The organism is Sulfitobacter sp. OXR-159 (genome assembly GCF_034377145.1).
Classification (GTDB): Bacteria; Pseudomonadota; Alphaproteobacteria; order Rhodobacterales; family Rhodobacteraceae; genus Sulfitobacter.
On the sequence record NZ_CP139707.1, the window covers coordinates 3,069,595 to 3,087,495 of the forward strand.

16 protein-coding genes are annotated in these 17,901 nt (G+C 60.7%); 5 read left to right on the forward strand and 11 right to left on the reverse strand.

The window, feature by feature from the left end:
* Positions 1-35: 35 nt before the first annotated feature.
* Together T8A63_RS15790 and T8A63_RS15795 are read right to left on the reverse strand one after the other, a co-directional pair.
* Entirely contained in the window at positions 36-305 is a 270-nt protein-coding gene (locus T8A63_RS15790; RefSeq protein ID WP_067622034.1) for a hypothetical protein, read from the reverse strand.
* 238 nt (positions 306-543) lie between these two features.
* Positions 544-900, reverse strand: coding sequence for a PRC-barrel domain-containing protein (locus T8A63_RS15795; RefSeq protein ID WP_067622031.1), 357 nt, complete (start codon positions 898-900; stop codon positions 544-546).
* A gap of 180 nt (positions 901-1,080) precedes the next feature.
* Here T8A63_RS15795 and T8A63_RS15800 point away from each other — a divergent pair, with 180 nt between their 5' ends.
* Together T8A63_RS15800 and T8A63_RS15805 are read left to right on the forward strand one after the other, a co-directional pair.
* Positions 1,081-1,266, forward strand: a complete 186-nt coding sequence (locus T8A63_RS15800) for a PLDc N-terminal domain-containing protein (protein WP_067622028.1) — start codon at positions 1,081-1,083, stop codon at positions 1,264-1,266.
* Positions 1,267-1,384: 118 nt separating this feature from the next.
* A complete protein-coding gene (locus T8A63_RS15805) occupies positions 1,385-2,056 on the forward strand; it encodes a hypothetical protein (protein WP_322344381.1) in 672 nt (223 codons plus the stop codon).
* A 60-nt stretch (positions 2,057-2,116) separates the two neighbouring features.
* Here T8A63_RS15805 and T8A63_RS15810 read toward each other — a convergent pair whose 3' ends face one another.
* The 4 genes from T8A63_RS15810 to T8A63_RS15825 all read right to left on the reverse strand — a co-directional run bounded on the left by T8A63_RS15810 (position 2,117) and on the right by T8A63_RS15825 (position 8,512).
* A complete protein-coding gene (locus T8A63_RS15810) occupies positions 2,117-4,405 on the reverse strand; it encodes a glycosyl hydrolase family 28-related protein (RefSeq protein ID WP_322344382.1) in 2,289 nt (762 codons plus the stop codon).
* Between the two features lie 147 nt (positions 4,406-4,552).
* The gene (locus T8A63_RS15815) at positions 4,553-4,966 is read right to left on the reverse strand and encodes a DUF4864 domain-containing protein (RefSeq protein WP_322344383.1); all 414 of its coding nucleotides are present in this window, start codon (positions 4,964-4,966) and stop codon (positions 4,553-4,555) included.
* 475 nt (positions 4,967-5,441) lie between these two features.
* Positions 5,442-6,797, reverse strand: a complete 1,356-nt coding sequence (locus T8A63_RS15820; protein WP_006473457.1) for an IS1380-like element IS1247 family transposase — start codon at positions 6,795-6,797, stop codon at positions 5,442-5,444.
* A gap of 134 nt (positions 6,798-6,931) precedes the next feature.
* Complete coding sequence (locus T8A63_RS15825; RefSeq protein ID WP_322344384.1) at positions 6,932-8,512, reverse strand: lysine--tRNA ligase; 1,581 nt, start codon at positions 8,510-8,512, stop codon at positions 6,932-6,934.
* 122 nt (positions 8,513-8,634) lie between these two features.
* Here T8A63_RS15825 and T8A63_RS15830 point away from each other — a divergent pair, with 122 nt between their 5' ends.
* Positions 8,635-9,057 carry a tellurite resistance TerB family protein gene (locus tag T8A63_RS15830; protein ID WP_067622015.1) on the forward strand — a complete coding sequence of 141 codons (423 nt, stop codon included), beginning with the start codon at positions 8,635-8,637 and terminating at the stop codon, positions 9,055-9,057.
* A gap of 7 nt (positions 9,058-9,064) precedes the next feature.
* Here T8A63_RS15830 and dacB read toward each other — a convergent pair whose 3' ends face one another.
* The gene (gene dacB / locus T8A63_RS15835; RefSeq protein ID WP_322344385.1) at positions 9,065-10,654 is read right to left on the reverse strand and encodes a D-alanyl-D-alanine carboxypeptidase/D-alanyl-D-alanine-endopeptidase; all 1,590 of its coding nucleotides are present in this window, start codon (positions 10,652-10,654) and stop codon (positions 9,065-9,067) included.
* Positions 10,655-10,754: 100 nt separating this feature from the next.
* Between dacB and T8A63_RS15840 the strand changes: the two genes are divergently transcribed.
* Positions 10,755-11,588, forward strand: a complete 834-nt coding sequence (locus tag T8A63_RS15840) for a DMT family transporter (protein WP_322344386.1) — start codon at positions 10,755-10,757, stop codon at positions 11,586-11,588.
* Here the strand turns inward: T8A63_RS15840 and T8A63_RS15845 are convergent.
* The 3 genes from T8A63_RS15845 to T8A63_RS15855 all read right to left on the reverse strand — a co-directional run bounded on the left by T8A63_RS15845 (position 11,580) and on the right by T8A63_RS15855 (position 14,252).
* The gene (locus tag T8A63_RS15845; RefSeq protein ID WP_322345750.1) at positions 11,580-12,173 is read right to left on the reverse strand and encodes a nicotinate-nucleotide adenylyltransferase; all 594 of its coding nucleotides are present in this window, start codon (positions 12,171-12,173) and stop codon (positions 11,580-11,582) included. The genes T8A63_RS15840 and T8A63_RS15845 overlap by 9 nt on opposite strands.
* 82 nt (positions 12,174-12,255) lie before the next feature.
* Complete coding sequence (locus T8A63_RS15850; RefSeq protein ID WP_067623408.1) at positions 12,256-13,803, reverse strand: alanine/glycine:cation symporter family protein; 1,548 nt, start codon at positions 13,801-13,803, stop codon at positions 12,256-12,258.
* An 11-nt stretch (positions 13,804-13,814) separates the two neighbouring features.
* On the reverse strand, positions 13,815-14,252 hold the full coding sequence (locus tag T8A63_RS15855; RefSeq protein ID WP_067623405.1) for a universal stress protein: 438 nt from the start codon (positions 14,250-14,252) through the stop codon (positions 13,815-13,817).
* Positions 14,253-14,608: 356 nt separating this feature from the next.
* Here T8A63_RS15855 and ettA point away from each other — a divergent pair, with 356 nt between their 5' ends.
* Positions 14,609-16,264 carry an energy-dependent translational throttle protein EttA gene (gene ettA / locus T8A63_RS15860; RefSeq protein WP_120350171.1) on the forward strand — a complete coding sequence of 552 codons (1,656 nt, stop codon included), beginning with the start codon at positions 14,609-14,611 and terminating at the stop codon, positions 16,262-16,264.
* A gap of 297 nt (positions 16,265-16,561) precedes the next feature.
* Here ettA and T8A63_RS15865 read toward each other — a convergent pair whose 3' ends face one another.
* Complete coding sequence (locus T8A63_RS15865) at positions 16,562-17,539, reverse strand: response regulator (protein ID WP_259947514.1); 978 nt, start codon at positions 17,537-17,539, stop codon at positions 16,562-16,564.
* Positions 17,540-17,901 lie beyond the last annotated feature (362 nt).

The window sequence follows — 17,901 nt, forward strand, 5'->3', positions numbered from 1 at the left end:
CCCTTACGCACGATCAGCATGTCAGAGCGGCCAAGCTACCGTCGAAGTGCCGCCACCAAGGCCAGCACCAGTGCCGCGCCAATCGCCGCCACGACCAGCAGCAAAAGCAAGCCCCCCGCCGCCACCACCGTGACGCCAAGCGCGGCAAGGATAAAGGGTAGCGCAACGGCGCCCACAACCCCCAGAATGAGGTACAGAAGTCGGTTCCGGCCCGCCACGGCGCCAGCAATCGCCCCGGCAGCAAGCCCGACGACCACAAGCGCGATCAGCGCCACCGCGCCAAGCGTATCAAGAAAGGCTTCCATTAAACGGATCTCCTACATCAGATGAATGGTACGAATGGCACGCCGCACCCCGCGAGGGTAAGCAGCAGGCTAAAAGCGATCAATCGGCGCATCGAGAATTCCCTTTCCGGTCACGGCCAAACCGGCCGTCCCGCCATGAGACCCGATCCGCGCCGCGAAAACAATGGGCTGCGCTGAATATCGCCCCCACAAAAAAGGGAGGCGATACCGCCTCCCCCTTGTCAGTCGGGAATATTGATCAAAGCCAGTAGTAGGGCACGCCGTAGTGGTCAAACGTGCGCTCTTGCCATGCGCGGTCGCTGTGCCACTGTTCGGTCCGTTCCGGCGCGCCTTTAACCGTGGCCTCGTCGATGTTTGTCCTGAAACCATCGCGGGCCGGATCATAGTCCAGCGCGTTCCATGGCACGGGGTAATGCTCTTCTCCGATGCCAAGAAAACCACCGAAACCCATCACGGCATAGGCAACCTTGCCGGATTTCTTGTCGATCATCAGGTGGTCGATATGGCCGATTTCGGTCCCATCCGCGCTGAAAACGGCGGTGCCGTTCACATTGCCCGAAGAAACCAGCGATGCGGGTGCTGTCGTGTCGGTCATGGCCTGTTCCTTTCATGATTGCTGTAGCGACAAAACCCAAGGCGGGCGGCGCCGGTTCCCGTCATGCGGGCGGGCTGGCAAAGATCGGCTCACGTCCGCGCGGCGCGGCTTGGGAACTATTTGGCCCTCGCTTGGGTTGATCACTCAATAGAAACACACGCATTCGAGAGGGATCATACAATGGAATATGGACTTTTAGGGCTCATCGTCCTCATCGCCGACATCTACGCCATCTATCAGGTCATTACCTCAAACGCCTCGGGCGCTGCCAAAATCGCTTGGGTGTTGGGCATCATCATCCTGCCTGTACTCGGCTTCATCGTCTGGCTGATCGCAGGCCCACGTGGCAACAAAGCCCACGTGTAACAGCCCCGACATAGACGACCCCGAAACCCGGTGCCCATGGCGCCGGGTTTTTACGTTCGACCGTCCGAGGCAACTATTTGTTAACCGCTATTAACCAAGATCGCCGCAGGAGCCTGCCATGCGATCTGCCTTTTGCCTTACCCTGCTGGCCTGCCAGCTAAGCCCCGCCGCCGCCCCAGCCGGACCATGGCTGCGCGAAGAAGGCACGACTTTCATCTCAAGCTCCTTCTCGGCGACCTATTTCTACGACCTTAGCCAAAGCACCTATATCGAATATGGGCTGCACGAGACCTTGACCCTCGGCTTCGATCTAAACACCGCCCAAAGCCGTTTTGGCCAGCAAAGCGGCCATGCCACCGTTTTCCTGCGTTTTCCCTTGGGAGAGCCGACCGAAATGGGGCGTTGGGCCTATGACATCGGCGCCGGAGCAAGCTGGTCGGGGGATCTAATCTCTCCCCACCTCAGGGCGGGGCTGTCTTGGGGCCGCGGCTTTACCTTGGGCGCGCGAAACGGCTGGCTGACCGTCGATACTTCGGCAAGGTGGGAGTTTGGGTTTTCGCAAGAGGTCATCAAGATCGACAGCACCGCCGGGCTGGACTTCACTCCGGTGACCACCGGAATGGCGCAGGTCTTTCTGACCTACACCGGTGGCGAAACCTACGCCAAATTCGCGCCGTCCATCGTCCTGTCGCCCAGCTTCAGCAAGTACCGCCTGCAATTGGGCAGCGAAATTCCAATCGACGCGCCCGAAAATACCGCCCTCACCCTCAGCCTCTGGCGGGAGTTCTGACAAAAAAGGGCGCTGCCGATCTCCGGCAGGGCCCTTCAGTGGTTCAGCAAGCCGCCGGGATCAGCGGTTGTCCATCCGCACCATCACAGAGACCTTCCCCTTCACCGGCGTCGGCCAGACCACATGAAGCTGATCTCGGTCCGGCCCTTCGGCATGTGTCACGTAAGGCATATCAAACTGCGCCACATTGTTGCTGTTGCGGATCGCACCGTGAGCCACCACCGCATCGCTGTTCAGCGCCTGCCCCTCGAAAGGCAAATGGCCCGCCGTATCGATCACCCAAGTCTCTGACGGCGTGGACTGCGTGAACTCAATCTCGGCCATATTCTCCACCTGCGTGGTCACCGCGTGGAAAGAGTTGCCCTTCATCACCACGTTCTTGCAGCGCGACAGATCAAGGTCGGCAAAGGTCGTATCCACCCGCTCCGCCCGGTCGATGCTGCCGTTCAGGCTGCGGAAACGGTTGCCGGTGATCGCCACCCCGCTCAGGAAATGCCCCGCGCCATGCGGTTTTACGACGATATAGCTGAACCAAGGCGCCACCTCCCCCGACAGAAAGATATTGTCGCTGATGCTGAGCGCACTGAACGAATAGCCCGAAGTGAAGGCGGGGGTCGGGTCCTGCTCATTCGTCCATTCGATAAAGCAGTTGTCGACGTAATTGCCCGTCACCACCGCGCTGGTATGCGCCGAGGCAAGGATGAGCCCCGCCGAGCGCACACCGTTGTCGACCTCATCCCCTTGAAAGAAGTGATTGCCCGTCACGATGCTGTTGCCCCCCGCCAGCAGCGCGAAATGGCGGAACTTGGTGGCGCGGCAGTCGCGCAGCTTCACGTCGTTGGCGTTGGTGTTAAGCGCGATAGAGGTCCGGTTCGGCACCGTCAGCGCATCCTCCGCCGACAGGAACTGGCAGCGGTCGATCAACATGCCCTGACAGCCCCCGCCGATCGACGTGACGCCGCGGTCCTTGGGGCGGCTGACGAAACAGTCGCGCAGATGAAAGATCAGCCCCGCAGGCGCAAGATTGATCGCGCTACAGCGGTTGTTGCACTGGAATTCGATGTCGGCCATCACGAACTTCGACAGCGAGGCGAAGCCGCTGAAATCCACCATGTGTTGGAACTTGCGGAAGGTGAAATTCTGCGTCCCCTCCGCATCGTAGAGCGGCGCATTAAGGGTGATCTCCTGCGTGGCGACGTTTTTGGAGCGCACATAGATCTCGCGCCCCACCCCGGTGCCTTCGACCAGCGCGCCGACGGGCACATTGGCGATATTGGTTACATTGGTCAGCTTGCGGCTATCCGAGGCGGCATAGCGCGCCTGCGAGGTCACCACCACCGTGTCCCAATTGCTGCTCGACGCCGCCTCAAGCTGGCCATTTCGGATCACCCGGCGGGTCGCATAGCTGGTCTTGTCCGGCACCGCCGCCTGCATATCCAGCGGTCCGGTCACATTCACCTTGCGCCCGCCCATGTCGAGAGAGTCGTGATCCGCGTTGTTTAGAAGCGCCTGAAACGCCTTGAGAAAAGCGGTCTCTTCGTTTTCGAAGGCTTCGATATAGCTGGGCAGGTCAAAGTTGCGGCGCAGCAGCAGAACGGCCCCCACCGGCATGGTGACATGGCCCTCAAATTTGACCGCCGTGTCAAAGGTGACATCCCCGTTCAGCAGATAATTCCCCGCAGGCACCAAGACCGTGCGCCCGTCGGCGGCGGCATTGGCGGCCTCAAAGGCGGCGGTGTCATCGCTCACCCCATTGCCCACCGCACCAAAGTCGCGCACATCAACCTGCGCCAGCATGTCCCGCAGGAAAACAGAAGTGACATCTTCGATCTCGATATCGTCGATCCGAACCACGCCACCGGTCGGCCCGGTCAGGTCCAGACCAAAATGGCCGTAGACGGCCCCGGTGCCCCAAACCATGTCGACGCCGCCCCGGTCGCCGCTGCCGATGATCGCGCTCACCTCGACCACCTCGCCATAGGTCGTCAGCGTCTCCGCCGGGCCAGCTTCCGTCACGCCGCTCACCCGGCCCCCGCCCGATTGCGCCGGGTATCCCGCGATCCGCACCGTTGGCAGATTGCCACTGACCGCCTTCACCCGCGCCGTCACCCGCAGGTAACACCCCGGCAGCAGCGTGGTTTGCCCCATATAGCGCAATTGTTGGGTACTTTGGGTCTTCAGCAATTCCAGCGCCCCGCCGAAATCCTGATCTGCCGGGACAAAGGCCGCATTGGCCGCGTTCTCGTAGGTGTCTGACCCCGGCGTGCCATCGCCGCTTGACCAGACATCCAGCCCCGCCGCAAAGGGCGTCGGCATCAGCACCACGCCGTCGGTAATCGCCTTGTTCATCGCTTTTCCTTTCCCCGGTCCGCACCTCCCACCGGGGCGCGCCGCTCAACTGCTCTGGCTCGGACAGGCCGAACCGCGAGGTCAGGGAAGTATCAACGATGTGTTAATCGCCGCTTGGCCCGCCGTGCGGGCATCGCGCAACAGCGCTCAGACGTTGGCCCCCGGCGCGTCGAGGATCTGCACCCCTCCGATGCGCCAGCCTGCGTCCGTCTGCTCCATCAGATAGCCCAGCAAATGGGTAAACCCCTTGGGGTCGACAACCTGCACCACCTGATAAAAGCGCGACCCATCCGCGCGACGGTCCAGAAACCGCACCTCGGCAGGGTTCTTCACCATGGGATACCCGTTGCTTACCATGCTGCGAAAGTTCTCGGAGGTCTGGAAAAAGCGCTGCAAATTCGGCGTGGCGAATTCGAGGGCAGCGGCAAAGTCATCCGCGCGAAATGCGTCGAATTGGCTGTTGATCGTCTCTTCGATCTCGGCCTGCTGCGCCATGGCGCCAAAGCTCAGGAGGGCCGACAGCACCAGCCCTCCGAAAAATGTGAACATCCCTTTACGCATCGCCTTTCCCCCTTGGCCCATATTGACGCGAATTACCCATGCAGGATGAAGCCCCAAAGAACCTATGGCGGGTGGGGGAGGTGAAGCTGGTGGTGGCCAACCATTGTAGCCATATTTGTGGCTATATATGAATTTTCTCATATGTGTATACAGCCTCACCTCCTTCACCTTCTTTACCCACTCCTTTATTTTCAAATAGTTAGATAGAGAAAATAGGGTGAGGCAGAGGTGAGGGAGGTGAGGTAGCTCTACAACCTGCATTCCCCAGGTGGCGTGTCGTTTGAGGTGAAGATCGCCTGTATCCGATCGCTAGACAAGGATTTTCTGCCGCAAGCGGCACCTGCGGTCGCGCAGACTGCTGGATCTGGACGGATCAGACCGCGAAGCCGCTGTTTCCTTGCCCAGGGGCGGCGTTTTTCAGCGCAGCGGACAGATCTGTCCAGCCGCTTTCGTTCAGTTTGAGCGTGGATCGCGATCATGCGCATAGCGGTGGCGCTCGCAATCGGCGGATAGCGGCGAGGATGGCGCGTACCATCGTGCCGGTGACAGCGACCTCGGCCAGCTGGAAGGTGATGGTGCGGGCGTGACGGACCACACGTGCCCCGATCTTGATCAGCTTCAGTTGCAGGCTGGTCAACGACCAGTCGGCCATGGCTTCGGGCAGCTCGATGCAGCGCAAGAAGGTGGCCAGGTTGTACGCCAGGGCGTGCAGTTGCAGCCGCACCTCATTGTCGCGGAACTTCCGGCACGACAGCCGCGTCCAGCGAAAGGCGTATTTGCCCTCTTTGATGTGCTGCTCGGCGGTGCCGCGCTGGTTGTAGAACCGCACCACCCAGTCCGGCTCCATCGGCAGGTTGGTGACGATGAAGCCGACACGCGGGAACAGTTCGCCCGGATGCCATTCGATCTTGGCGATCACCCGGCGTTCCTTGTCCCAGGACGCCGCCTGATACTCGAATTCCTCGAAGAACCGCTTGACCTTGGTCAGTGACGGCCGCCCGACAGGGCGCGTTAGCCGATGCGCGATCTTGTCCTTGAGGACCGCGTTTGCGGGCAGCCGGATGGCGTAGAAGAACCGCGCTTCTTCCAATCGCTCATAGATCGCCGGGATCGCGTAGGCAGCATCGGCCCGGAAGAACCTGCCACCAAGGTCGCGCTCCGCGTAGCGCGCAATGACGGGGTCGAGAACATCACGCCAGCCATCGGCGCTGTGGACGTTGCCATGGCGCAGGGCGCAGCGTTCCAGCATCCCGAACTGGTTGAACAGAAAGTTGGGGTGATAGCAGCTACAGTCGAAATGGCCATTCCAGGCGGACCCTTCCTGGTCGCCATGGGTCGGGCTGACCGAGCTGTCCATGTCCAGAACGATGTACTTCAGCCCGTTACGGTCATGGAACCGGTCGATCCATTGCCCGTTCAGGTCGGCCAGCGCGGCACGGTTCCCGGCCAGAGCCAGCGTCTCGGTCTCGAACCGTCCCATCTGCGATGCCGAGGCCGCTTGTGCATCGACCGCTCTGCCGCCGACAACTTGGCGCATGACCGGATCGCAGGCGAGACGGTTGGCGTCGTTGACATCCTCGTATCCGGCCAGCCGCCCAAAGACTGATTGCCGGAACAGGCCGTCGAGCCGATGGACCGTGTTCTTGCCAGAGCGAGTATCGCGCAGCGCCGCTGACGCCAAATCGGACAACCCGAGCGCGTCATCAAGCTCGCGCATCACCAGAAGGCCGCCGTCGGAACTGAGCTGCGTGCCGCGAAATTCCAGCCGCACGCGAGGGTCGAAATCCACCCGATCTGCCCGTTGCAAGCCCGCACCCTCTGGGTGATCCATGAAACGCGCCCCTCGCAGCCTTCAACACCATGTTTTATATAGGAAATATAATGGTCAGGACAGCGAAATCAGCGCCTTACTTGGGAAATGTGGGATTGAATGATCTAAGTCACGCAAGGGCAGAGGCAAAAGTTTCACGTGTTGGTCAGCTTGCCTTCTAGTGCGGCGTCGATCAGTGCCACGGTCTCATCCACGCCGTAAAGTGCGATAAACCCACCAAATCGCGGCCCTTGGCTGGCCCCCAGCAGCACTTCGTAAAGCGCCGTGAACCAGTCGCGCAGCGGGTCGAAACGCTCTTTGCCGACGGCAAAAACCATGCTCTGCAACGCCTCGGCATCCAGACCACCGTCCCAAACCTTCAGCCGCTCGCGCAGGTCTTCCAGCGCTTCGCGCTCCAGATCGCTCGGCGCGCGGAACACTTTCGTCGGTTTGACGAAGTCATTGAAATAGCGCACCGCATGGCCCGCCGCCTGATCCATTCCGGGGTTGTTTTCCGGCGTGGCCTCAGGCGCATAGCGCTGGATGAAACCCCAAAGCTGCGACTTGTCCTCGGCGCTCGACACGCTCGCAAGGTTCAGCAGCATCGAGAAGGGCACGACCATATCCGACTGGGGCACATCGCCGCCGTGGATATGCCAAACCGGGTTGTTGAGCCGCGCCTTGGTGTCCTGTGTTTCATAGGCCCGCAGCTGCTGGTGGTATTCGTCCACCGCCTTGGGGATCACGTCGAAATACATGCGTTTGGCCGTTTTGGGCTTTTGGAACATGAAATACGACAGGCTCTCAGTGCTGGCATAGGTCAGCCACTGGTCGATCGAAATGCCGTTGCCCGAGGATTTGGAGATCTTCTGACCGTTCTCATCAAGGAACAGTTCATAGCTGAAATGCTCGGGTTTCTTGCCGCCGAGGATCTCACAGATGCGGTCATAGATCGCGGTATTGGTCGCGTGTTCTTTGCCGTACATCTCAAAGTCGACATCCAGAGCGGCCCAACGCGCGCCGAAATCGGGTTTCCATTGCAGCTTCACATTGCCGCCTGTCACCGGCAGGGTCATCTCGGTGCCGTCCTCGTCGTCGAAGGTGATCGTGCCGTCCGTGGCGTTGACCTCTTTCATCGGCACATAAAGCACGCGGCCCGTCTCGGGGTGGATCGGCAGAAAGATCGAATAGGTCTGACGACGCTCCTCGCGCAGCGACTTCAGCATCACCGCCATGATCTCATCGTATTTCTCGCAGGCGCGCAGCAGCACCTCATCGAATTGACCAGAACGATAGAACTCGCGCGCGGAATAGAACTCATACTCGAACCCAAAGGTATCGAGGAACCGGCGCAGCATGTCGTTGTTGTGGTGGCCAAAGCTTTCATGCGTGCCAAACGGGTCCGGCACCACGGTCAGCGGTTTGTGCATATGCTCTTTCAGCATGTCCTGCTGCGGCACATTGCCCGGCACCTTGCGCATGCCGTCGAGGTCATCCGAGAAACACACCAGCTTGGTCGGAATATCGCTGATTTCTTCAAAGGCGCGCTTGATCATCGTGGTGCGCAGCACCTCACCAAAGGTCCCGATATGCGGCAAGCCAGAGGGGCCATAGCCCGTCTCGAACAGCACATAGCCCTTCTCTGGCGGTTTCTTGGCGTAACGTTTGAGCACCCGGCGCGCTTCTTCAAAGGGCCATGCTTTGCTGCTGAGTGCCGCGTCTCGGGTCTCGGACATGTTAGATCATCCATCTTTTGGCGCCCCTGCGCCCAATGCGCACGGGGTCGCCCGTTCCTATTGCTTCGCACCCTGAGGGTCAATATTCTGCGCTGCAACATACCTGTTCAAAGGATTTCCCGATGCCCGACACATCTTCCCTCTCGCTCAGCGCCCAAGATAGCCTTGTCGCGCTGATGATCGCGGTCTCGGCCTCGGACGAAGACATTCGCACCGCCGAACTGGTCAAAATCGAATCCGCGCTAAACCTGCTGCCAGTGTTCTCGGGCTACGACAACGACCGCGTCGCGACGATCAGCAAGACGGTCTTTGACCTGTTTGAACAAGAAGACGGGCTAGATGCCCTCTTTGGCCTGATCCGCGAAGCGCTGCCCGAACGCCTGCATGAAACGGCCTATGCGCTGGCCTGCGACGTGGCCGCCGCCGATGGCACGCTCGACGAAGCCGAACTGCGCCTGCTCGAAGAAATCCGCTATGAGCTCAACATCGACCGGCTCCACGCCGCCGCGATTGAGCGCGGCGCGCGGGCACGGCATCTGACCTAAGCGCGGGTTAGGACTCTTCCAGTACGGCTTCCGGCTCTGCCTCGCCCTCAGGCTCGGGAGCCGTCTGCGTTTCAGGCTCGGCTGCGGCTTCCGGCTCAGGTTTCACGGCCACGTTATACAGCAGCCCCCACCGCTCCAGCAGTCCGCGCTGCACACGTTTGGCCCGCCCGTTCCAAGTTCGGGCCCCCGGCGGACGCTCCCGTTCCGCCCGGCTGATCTTGGCGCGTTCATCGGTGTTCGCGGTCAGGATCGCAAAGGCCAGCACCCGATCTTCGGGCGTGGTCAAAAACCCAGCCAGCGCCGAGACAAAGTTCAGCGTCCCGGTCTTTGCGTCGATCTTGATCGGATTGTCCCGCTCTGTACGGCCCCGGTCATCGCGCAGATAGACCGGTTTCAGAATAGGCCGCAGCCCGGTGCCGTGAATGCGCGCCAGCCCCCCGGCCATGTCATGCACGGTCATCTTGCTGTCATCGCCAAGGCCCGAGTGGTCGATCATTGCCGGATTTTCCATGCCCAGTTCCTCAATCGCCCATTTGTTCATCTCGGCGGCAGAGGCACGCAGGCTGGGCACCGTTCCCAGCCGCTTGGCGCTGGCGGCCAAGCCGACCATCTCTGCCGTGAGGTTGGTGGAGTATTCCAGCATGTCCTTCAGGATCGGCCGCAACTTGGCGCTGCGATGGGTGACGAGGGTCTCCCCTTCGGGCAGCGCTTCGGCCAGTTCCGCATCGCCCAACTTGATGCCGTGGCTGCGGGCAATCGTCGCGAAAATATCGCCCGCATAGACGCCGGGCCGCCGGATCGGCAGCCAACGCGCGCCACCCGAGCCCAAGGCGCTCTTTGCCACGGTCCAGACATCGCGGTCGGGGCGGTTCTCGTAGGTATAGACCGGCCCGCTGCGGTCCACGACCTCCATCGTTGCCGCGCGAACCGCTGGCGCATAACGCGCCGAGCGGCCCTCCATCGTCACGTCATAACCACCGCCACTGCGTTTCCATTCGAAATGCACCCGGTTGTAATTCAGCGCGATGCCCGAAACGCCGGGGTTATAGCCCACATGGTCGGGCTGTTCGGGGTCAATCGCAAAGGTCGCGGGAAATGCGCCCTCATAGACCTTGAACGTGCCCTTTACGCCAATGATGCCCGCCTCTTTCAACTCTTCGGCCATCTGGCCCAGATCGTCGCTGTCGAGTGTCGGGTCACCCCCGCCAACGAGGATCAGATCGCCCTGCACCTCGCCATTGACCACACCGCCGGTCGCCAGCAACCGCGTCTCGAAAACGTGATCGGGGCCCAGTTGATCCAGCGCATAAAGCGCGGTGATCGCCTTGATGCTGCTGGCCGGTGGAATGCCATCGGTGGCGTTGGACGCCTCCAGCCAGATGCCGCTTTCGACATCGACCACGGCAAAGGCTACCGTGCCGCTGATCCCGCTATCCGCGATGATCTCGGAAACGTTGGGAATGGCCTGTTTATACAGGTCGTCATCACGCCCCATGGGGCGCAACGAAGTGGTCGGGGACTCGGCCCAAGCAGAGGCCGCCACCATCGCAGCGGCAGCCGTTCCAAGGAAAATGCGTCGTGTAAAACTCTGGCTCATGGGCTTGATATAAACCCCATGCGGCGTTCGGCCACAACCTGTCTGACAACAGGGGGCCTTTCGCGGTTGCACAAAACCGCCGACCTGCTACCCCGACGTCATGCAACGCGCTATTCCGATCATGTTTATCGCCATGTCACTGATCCCCGCAGGGGACAGCGCGGGCAAGATTTTGACCTCGGGGATGGGCGTGGCACCGGTTTTCGTGGCGTGGTCGCGCTTTGCCATCGGCGCGCTGATGGTGCTGCCGTTCCTGCCGCACGGCACTTGGGGGCTGATGCGCGACTGGCGGCTCTGGCTGCGCGCCGCGACGCTGGCGGCGGGGATCACCTGCATTCAAACCGCGCTCCAGACCGAGGCGATTGCCAATGTCTTTGCCGCCTTCTTTATCGGACCGATGGTTAGCTACCTATTGGCCGCACTGTTCTTGCGCGAACGCATCACCCTGCTACGCAGTGCGCTAATCTTACTCGGGTTTTTCGGTGTGCTGCTGGTCGTACGCCCCGGCATGGGGGGTGGCACGGGCGGGCCGGGGCTGCTCTTCGCTGTGGCGGCGGGGCTGTTCTACGGCGTCTTTCTCACCATGTCGCGCTGGCTTTCTGATCTGGCACCGCCCCTTGCGCTGACCTTCACCCAACTGGCGATGAGCGCGGTGATGCTGCTGCCCTTGGGCCTGATGAACCTGCCCCAAGCCACCCTGCCCGTCGCCGGATTGGCGACCGCAAGCGCGCTGTTTTCGATGTTGGGCAATCTGCTGCTGCTCTACGCCTATCGCCGCGCGCCCGCGACGCGGCTGGCACCTTTGGTCTATTTCCAATTGATCGCGGCGGTGCTGCTGGGGCTCTTCCTCTTCAGCACCCTGCCCGATGCGCTGACATGGGCGGGGCTTGCGGTGATCATCGCCGCTGGCATCACCTCAGCCCGGCTACGCTGAGCGCCAGCCCCCCGCCGCTCGAAGCGCGGTTGACGACACATCGACCATCGGCACATTCACGAAACACCACGCAGGCGCCGTGGCATGGCCCAAAAGCTGGCTGTTACGCCCCGCGATCCGGTAAGGCGCATAAAGCGCCGCCGCCCGGCTCATCCGGGCCGAGATACGTTGCCCGGGCCGGGCCAGCACGCCCACTGGCACCGTCTCCATGATCTGCCGCCAGTCTTGCCACAGATGAAACTGCGCAAGGTTATCGGCCCCCATTAGCCAGACGAACCGCACGCCGGGGTAGTGCCGCCGCAGCGCCGCCAGCGTCTGAGCCGTGTAGCGGGTGCCAAGCTGCGCCTCGATGTCCGTGATCTCGACCCTCGGGTGTTCCATCACCGCCTGCGCCCGCGCCTTGCGCTGCGCCATGGGCGCTGGCCCGTGGTCTTTCAGCGGGTTGCCGGGGCTAAGCAGCCACCAGACGCGGTCCAGCCCGAACCGTTTCAACGCCTCGCGGGTGATATGCGCATGCCCCTCATGCGCCGGATCAAACGACCCGCCCAACAGGCCGATAACTTGGCCCTTGGCAGCGAATGGCATGGTATTGCGCAAGAAAATGGCCCCCGATCGGAAATCAGGGGCCAAAGGAGGGGCATTGCTGCCCTTTGTCAATGCAAAGCGCTTACTTGTGCTTCACGATCTCACCCGAGCGCAGCCGCGCGACATAGCTGTTCAGCTCGCGCTTCACGATCGGCATCAGGAAGTAGAGCGCGATGATGTTCACGATCGCCATCGAGAAGAGCATGGCATCGCTGAAGTCGATCACCGGACCAAGGCTCGCCGCCGCGCCGATTACGATGAAGACGCAGAAGATAATCTTAAAGATCAACTCCTTCACCGCACCCTCGCCGAACAGATAGGTCCAAGCCTTGAGGCCGTAGTAGGACCAGCTGATCATGGTCGAGAAGGCAAAGAGTACCACTGCGATCATCAGCAGAACCGGGAACCACGAGAAGGCCCGCGCATAGGCCGCCGAGGTCAGGGCCACGCCGCTGACTTCACCTTCGGTCGCGATCCGGCCCGCTTCGGCGTTCCAGATGTAGAGCCCGGTTTCCGGGTCTTGGTTCAGCACGCCGCTGATCACGATGACCAAAGCCGTCATGGTGCAGATCACCACCGTGTCGATGAAGGGCTCCAACAGCGCCACATAGCCCTCGGTCACCGGCTCTTTCGTACGCACTGCCGAGTGGGCAATGGCAGCCGAGCCGATGCCCGCTTCGTTGGAAAAGGCCGCCCGACGGAAGCCTTGGATCAACGCCCCAGTAAAGCCGCCGACAACGCCGAGACCAGTAAAGGCACCCATGAAGATCTGTCCAAAGGCCCAGCCGATCATATCCCAATTGATGATCAGGATCAGCACCGACACCAGCACGTAGAAGACACCCATGAAGGGCACGATCTTCTCGGTCACCCGCGCAATGGACTTCAGACCACCTGCGATCACGGCAAAGGTCACACCGGCAAGGATCACACCGGTGATCCAGCCCGGATAGTCGCCCAAAACACCTGCAAGCTGCGCATGGGCTTGGTTGGCTTGGAACATATTGCCCCCGCCTAGCGCGCCCAGAATGGTGAAGATCGAGAACAGCACCGCCATGAACCCACCCAGCGGCAGGCCGCGCTCGGCGAAGCCTTTGACGATGTAATACATCGGCCCGCCTGAAACATGGCCGTCGGGAAACTCATTACGGTATTTCACGCCCAGCGTACATTCGGTGAACTTGGTCGCCATGCCGAAAAGGCCCGCAACCACCATCCAGAATGTCGCCCCCGGCCCGCCAATGCTGACAGCCACGGCCACGCCCGCGATGTTGCCCAGACCCACGGTGCCCGACAGCGCGGTTGCAAGCGCCTGAAAGTGGCTGACCTCGCCCGCGTCATCCGGATCAGAGTAATCGCCCCGCACCAGTTGGATCGAATGCCAGAAGCCTTTGACCTGAATGGCACCGAAATAGACGGTAAAGACCACCGCCCCCACGACCAGCCACAGCGCGATCCAAGAGAAATTCGTGCCCGGCAGCGGGGCAAAGATGAAGGAGACATACCAACCGGTGTAATCTGCGAAAATCTGGTTGATACGCTCGTCGAAGCCGACAGCCTCTTGCGCGGCGGCAAAGCTCGGCAGCAATGACGCAAATACCGCCATCACATAGGTAAATAACTTGTTCATGGCTTATCCTTTCAGGGAATGATCGTGACCGGCACGCTGGAGCCCGCGACCAATCGGCCTGTCACCCCACCAAAGAGCCGCTTGAGCCCGCGCTCACCGACCCGACCGACAACAATCTGAAGCGCACCGCGCTTCTTGGCGACACCTTCAAGGATATCGGCCACATCACCGTGCCGAACGATCCCTTCGACCTCCACGCCCGAGGCTTTGGCCTCTGCCACTGCCGGATCAAGCACCACATCATGCGCGCGCTGCAACTCCTGCTCGCGCCGCATGTGGCGCTGCTCGTTCTCTTCCTTGGTCTGAAAAGTGAAAGGCGACCATTCGATCACGAAGCAAACCGTGATCGAACAATCCCCGATCTGTTTGGCCTGAGCCTGAGCGAAGGCCAAAGCACGCGCGCCGGCTTCCGATCCGTCCAGACCCACAACGATTGTGGATTTTGACATGAGTATTTCCCTGTTTTTATGACTGCCAGTCGATGCACCGCGAATGGTGGGCACCGCTTTCAGCCTGCCTACTCCACGATGGCCGAAAATCGCCGCCCAATCGTAGATTGCAAGAATCCTAGCGCGAAAAGCGCAGAAAAGTCGACCGCATTTCGCTTCCCAACTGCACAGATCGCCTGCCAAACCGTTGTAAAACCATCCAATAGCCCGCATCGCCCGCCTGAGGCACGCGGCGCGAGACGCGCCTCTTGCGACACCGGCGGTCGACAGCCCTGCGGCGTATAGAGTGTTTGATCTTGCCCTGCCCGGGCGATATTGCACTGCAAACCCCAAATCGCGTTTCGAGGATTCTCCAAATGGCTGCCTATCAATACGTCTATCACATGTCCGGCGTCTCCAAGACCTATCCCGGGGGCAAGAAGACATTCGAAAACATCCACCTGAACTTCCTGCCCGGCGTGAAGATCGGTGTCGTTGGCGTCAACGGCGCGGGTAAATCCACCCTGCTCAAGATCATGGCCGGGCTCGACAAGGATTTCACCGGCGAGGCATGGGCCGCCGAGGGCGCCAAGGTCGGCTACCTGCCGCAGGAACCCAAGCTCGACCCGACCAAGACCGTGCGCGAGAACGTCATGGAGGGCGTGGCCGGGAAAAAGGCCATTCTGGACCGCTACAATGAACTGGCGATGAACTACAGCGACGAGACCGCAGAAGAGATGGCCAAGCTGCAAGACGACATCGACGCCCAAGACCTTTGGGATCTCGACAGCCAGATCGACGTATCGATGGAAGCGCTGCGCTGTCCGCCCGATGACGCGATGCCCGAAAACCTCTCGGGCGGTGAAGCGCGCCGCGTGGCGCTGTGCAAACTGCTGCTCGAAGCGCCCGACATGCTACTCTTGGACGAACCGACCAACCACCTTGACGCGGAAACCATCGCGTGGCTGCAACAGCACTTGATCGACTACAAAGGCACGATCCTTGCCGTCACCCACGACCGTTATTTCCTTGATGACATCACCAGCTGGATCCTCGAATTGGATCGTGGCCGCGGCATCCCCTACGAGGGCAACTATTCCGATTGGCTGGAGCAGAAAGCCAAGCGCCTGAGCCAAGAGGCCCGCGAAGACAAGTCAAAGCAAAAAACGCTTGAGCGCGAACTTGAATGGATGCGCCAAGGTGCCAAAGCACGTCAGGCCAAATCCAAAGCGCGGATCGCGGCCTATAACGAGATGGCAGAAACCTCCGAGCGCGAGAAACTCAGCCGCGCCCAGATCGTCATCCCCAACGGCCCGCGCCTTGGCAACAAGGTGATCGAGGTCGAAGGCCTGAAAAAGCACATGGGCGACAAGCAGCTGATTGATGGGCTGAATTTCAGCCTACCGCCCGGCGGTATCGTCGGTGTGATCGGCCCCAACGGCGCGGGTAAATCGACGCTATTCAAAATGCTCACTGGGCATGAAACACCGGACGAAGGCACCATCGAATACGGCGACACGGTTGATCTGTCCTATGTTGACCAGTCCCGCGATGACCTGAACCACGATGACACCGTCTGGCAGGCGATCACCGGCGGCGCCGAGATCATCAAGCTGGGTGATGCCGAGGTAAACAGCCGCGCCTATTGCTCGTCCTTCAACTTCAAGGGCGGCGACCAGCAGAAGAAAGTCGGCCTGCTGTCGGGTGGTGAACGCAACCGCGTACACATGGCGCGTCTGCTCAAAGAAGGCGGCAACGTGCTGCTGCTCGATGAACCGACCAACGATCTCGATGTCGAAACCCTCCGCGCGCTCGAAGACGCGCTGGTCGATTTCGCGGGCTGCGCCGTGGTCATCTCGCACGACCGTTTCTTCCTCGACCGTATCTGTACCCACATCCTTGCCTTTGAAGGTGAAGCGCATGTGGAATGGTTCGAAGGCAACTTCGAAGATTACGAAGAAGACAAGAAGCGCCGTCTGGGTGCCGATGCGCTTGAGCCGAAGCGCCTGAAGCACAAGAAATTCGCGCGGTAAGCATTGCGGATTAGCGATTTGGAGGGCGCCGGATTTCCGGCGCCCTTTTCTTTTGCACAGCGCAGAATCGGTCCCGCCCGGTGGCACGCCGGGCATCGCCCTCCCTCCCCCCCCGAAGGGCGATTTTGCGACACACCAGCTGACGACAACTTCAGCGTTTCCTGCGCCCCCTGCGCCAGCCATTACCGCCAAGAAGGCCCCCTAGGGAGGGCACTGCCCTCACCGCCAGAACGCGAAACGCCCGCCCCACCTCACGGCAGAACGGGCGCGTCACAAAGCTGAGGACGAGCAGAGCTCTCAGCGTTCTTCGTCGATCGCCGTTTCCAGCTGGGCAAAGAGGTTGTCCTCATCATGCCGCGCCAGACCGTGCAGCGGATCCCAGCTTTGCAGATACTCACGCAGCTTGTTGCTGGCCGAAAGACCCGACCAGAGGCGCTGCTCGGTCACCGAATGCACTTGCAAAGACGGGGCCAGCCCGCCGTTCATACCTTTGCCGTCCCAATTCTTTTCCAGATGCTCGCGCGTGCGGTCGGCCATGGTGGCGGTGTTCAACCGGGCGCGGCTCATCACCACCCCGATGAAACGCCCACTGCCCGCATAGGCCAGATGAAAGCGCATGCCCTCCAGCGAATGCACCGAGGCGCGGGCCACCTGCTCCATCTGGCGGCGGAAGGCCGGGGCCTTGACCGCGCGATAGATGCCGCGCGCGCCCTCGACCGAAATCGAAAAGAGGCTCATCGAAAAACAGCCGCTCGGCAGGCGCAGCAGGTAATTTTCCAGCTCGGAGACGTTGCTACAGGCCGAGACATCGAGATCGAAATCCTCGTCAAAGCGGATCTGCATCATCTGCGTCAACTCGCTCAGCGTATGTTGCGCCTCACGTTCGCGCAGCAGCGAGGCATTGAGCATGCTGGCGGCATTGATCCGCGCGCTGAGTTCAACACCATCCAAAGGCTTGCAGAGGAAATCGGTGGCCCCCGCATCAAAGGCCCGCTGCATCATCGCGGGTTCCTTGCTGGCGGTGATCATGATGATCGGCACAGCGCGGTAGAAAGGCACATCGCGGATCATCTCACACAGGCTGATCCCGTTGATGCCGGGCATCATGATATCAAGCAGGAAGGAATCGAACGGTTGGTTCGATTCCTGCATGATCTCAAGCGCCTCTTCCGAGCTTTCGCAACAGGTCAGCTCGTAATTGTCATTCTCGGTCAGGCAACCTGTAAGCAGGTCAAGGATGACCGGGTCATCGTCTACGGCAAGGATACGCATCATGTCTCATTACTCCGCATGAGGGGGGCGCTGGCAGGCGCACTTGGGGCTTTCTCACAAAAAACCACCTATGCCGGGCAGCAATGAGACCAGTTTTAGGCAAACTCGGGACAGCGCATTCGGGGCCGCTCCCCGCAAAATATGGGGAACACGAAACTTCGTGGCGATAATTTGCCGAAATCCGCTACAGCGCAGACCTGTTGTGGCCCCAAAATGCGATGCCCCTTGAACGAATCCCCTCCTGATGCAATATAGACGGTGCAGACGTTATCTTTTTCGACCCACTGTCTCCCTCATACGGCGCTCAGTCTATCGATCCAGACCAACCACGCCGGGCCATCGCACCAACGCGGATGGCATAAATA

Excerpts from the sequence above, each read along its gene's own strand:
- T8A63_RS15790 (WP_067622034.1), bottom strand. The coding sequence starts at position 305 with ATGGAAGCCTTTCTTGATACGCTTGGCGCGGTGGCGCTGATCGCGCTT.
- T8A63_RS15795 (WP_067622031.1), bottom strand. The coding sequence starts at position 900 with ATGACCGACACGACAGCACCCGCATCGCTGGTTTCTTCGGGCAATGTG.
- T8A63_RS15800 (WP_067622028.1), top strand. The coding sequence starts at position 1,081 with ATGGAATATGGACTTTTAGGGCTCATCGTCCTCATCGCCGACATCTAC.
- T8A63_RS15805 (WP_322344381.1), top strand. The coding sequence starts at position 1,385 with ATGCGATCTGCCTTTTGCCTTACCCTGCTGGCCTGCCAGCTAAGCCCC.
- T8A63_RS15810 (WP_322344382.1), bottom strand. The coding sequence starts at position 4,405 with ATGAACAAGGCGATTACCGACGGCGTGGTGCTGATGCCGACGCCCTTT.
- T8A63_RS15815 (WP_322344383.1), bottom strand. The coding sequence starts at position 4,966 with ATGCGTAAAGGGATGTTCACATTTTTCGGAGGGCTGGTGCTGTCGGCC.
- T8A63_RS15820 (WP_006473457.1), bottom strand. The coding sequence starts at position 6,797 with ATGGATCACCCAGAGGGTGCGGGCTTGCAACGGGCAGATCGGGTGGAT.
- T8A63_RS15825 (WP_322344384.1), bottom strand. The coding sequence starts at position 8,512 with ATGTCCGAGACCCGAGACGCGGCACTCAGCAGCAAAGCATGGCCCTTT.
- T8A63_RS15830 (WP_067622015.1), top strand. The coding sequence starts at position 8,635 with ATGCCCGACACATCTTCCCTCTCGCTCAGCGCCCAAGATAGCCTTGTC.
- dacB (WP_322344385.1), bottom strand. The coding sequence starts at position 10,654 with ATGAGCCAGAGTTTTACACGACGCATTTTCCTTGGAACGGCTGCCGCT.
- T8A63_RS15840 (WP_322344386.1), top strand. The coding sequence starts at position 10,755 with ATGCAACGCGCTATTCCGATCATGTTTATCGCCATGTCACTGATCCCC.
- T8A63_RS15845 (WP_322345750.1), bottom strand. The coding sequence starts at position 12,173 with ATGCCATTCGCTGCCAAGGGCCAAGTTATCGGCCTGTTGGGCGGGTCG.
- T8A63_RS15850 (WP_067623408.1), bottom strand. The coding sequence starts at position 13,803 with ATGAACAAGTTATTTACCTATGTGATGGCGGTATTTGCGTCATTGCTG.
- T8A63_RS15855 (WP_067623405.1), bottom strand. The coding sequence starts at position 14,252 with ATGTCAAAATCCACAATCGTTGTGGGTCTGGACGGATCGGAAGCCGGC.
- ettA (WP_120350171.1), top strand. The coding sequence starts at position 14,609 with ATGGCTGCCTATCAATACGTCTATCACATGTCCGGCGTCTCCAAGACC.
- T8A63_RS15865 (WP_259947514.1), bottom strand. The coding sequence starts at position 17,539 with ATGATGCGTATCCTTGCCGTAGACGATGACCCGGTCATCCTTGACCTG.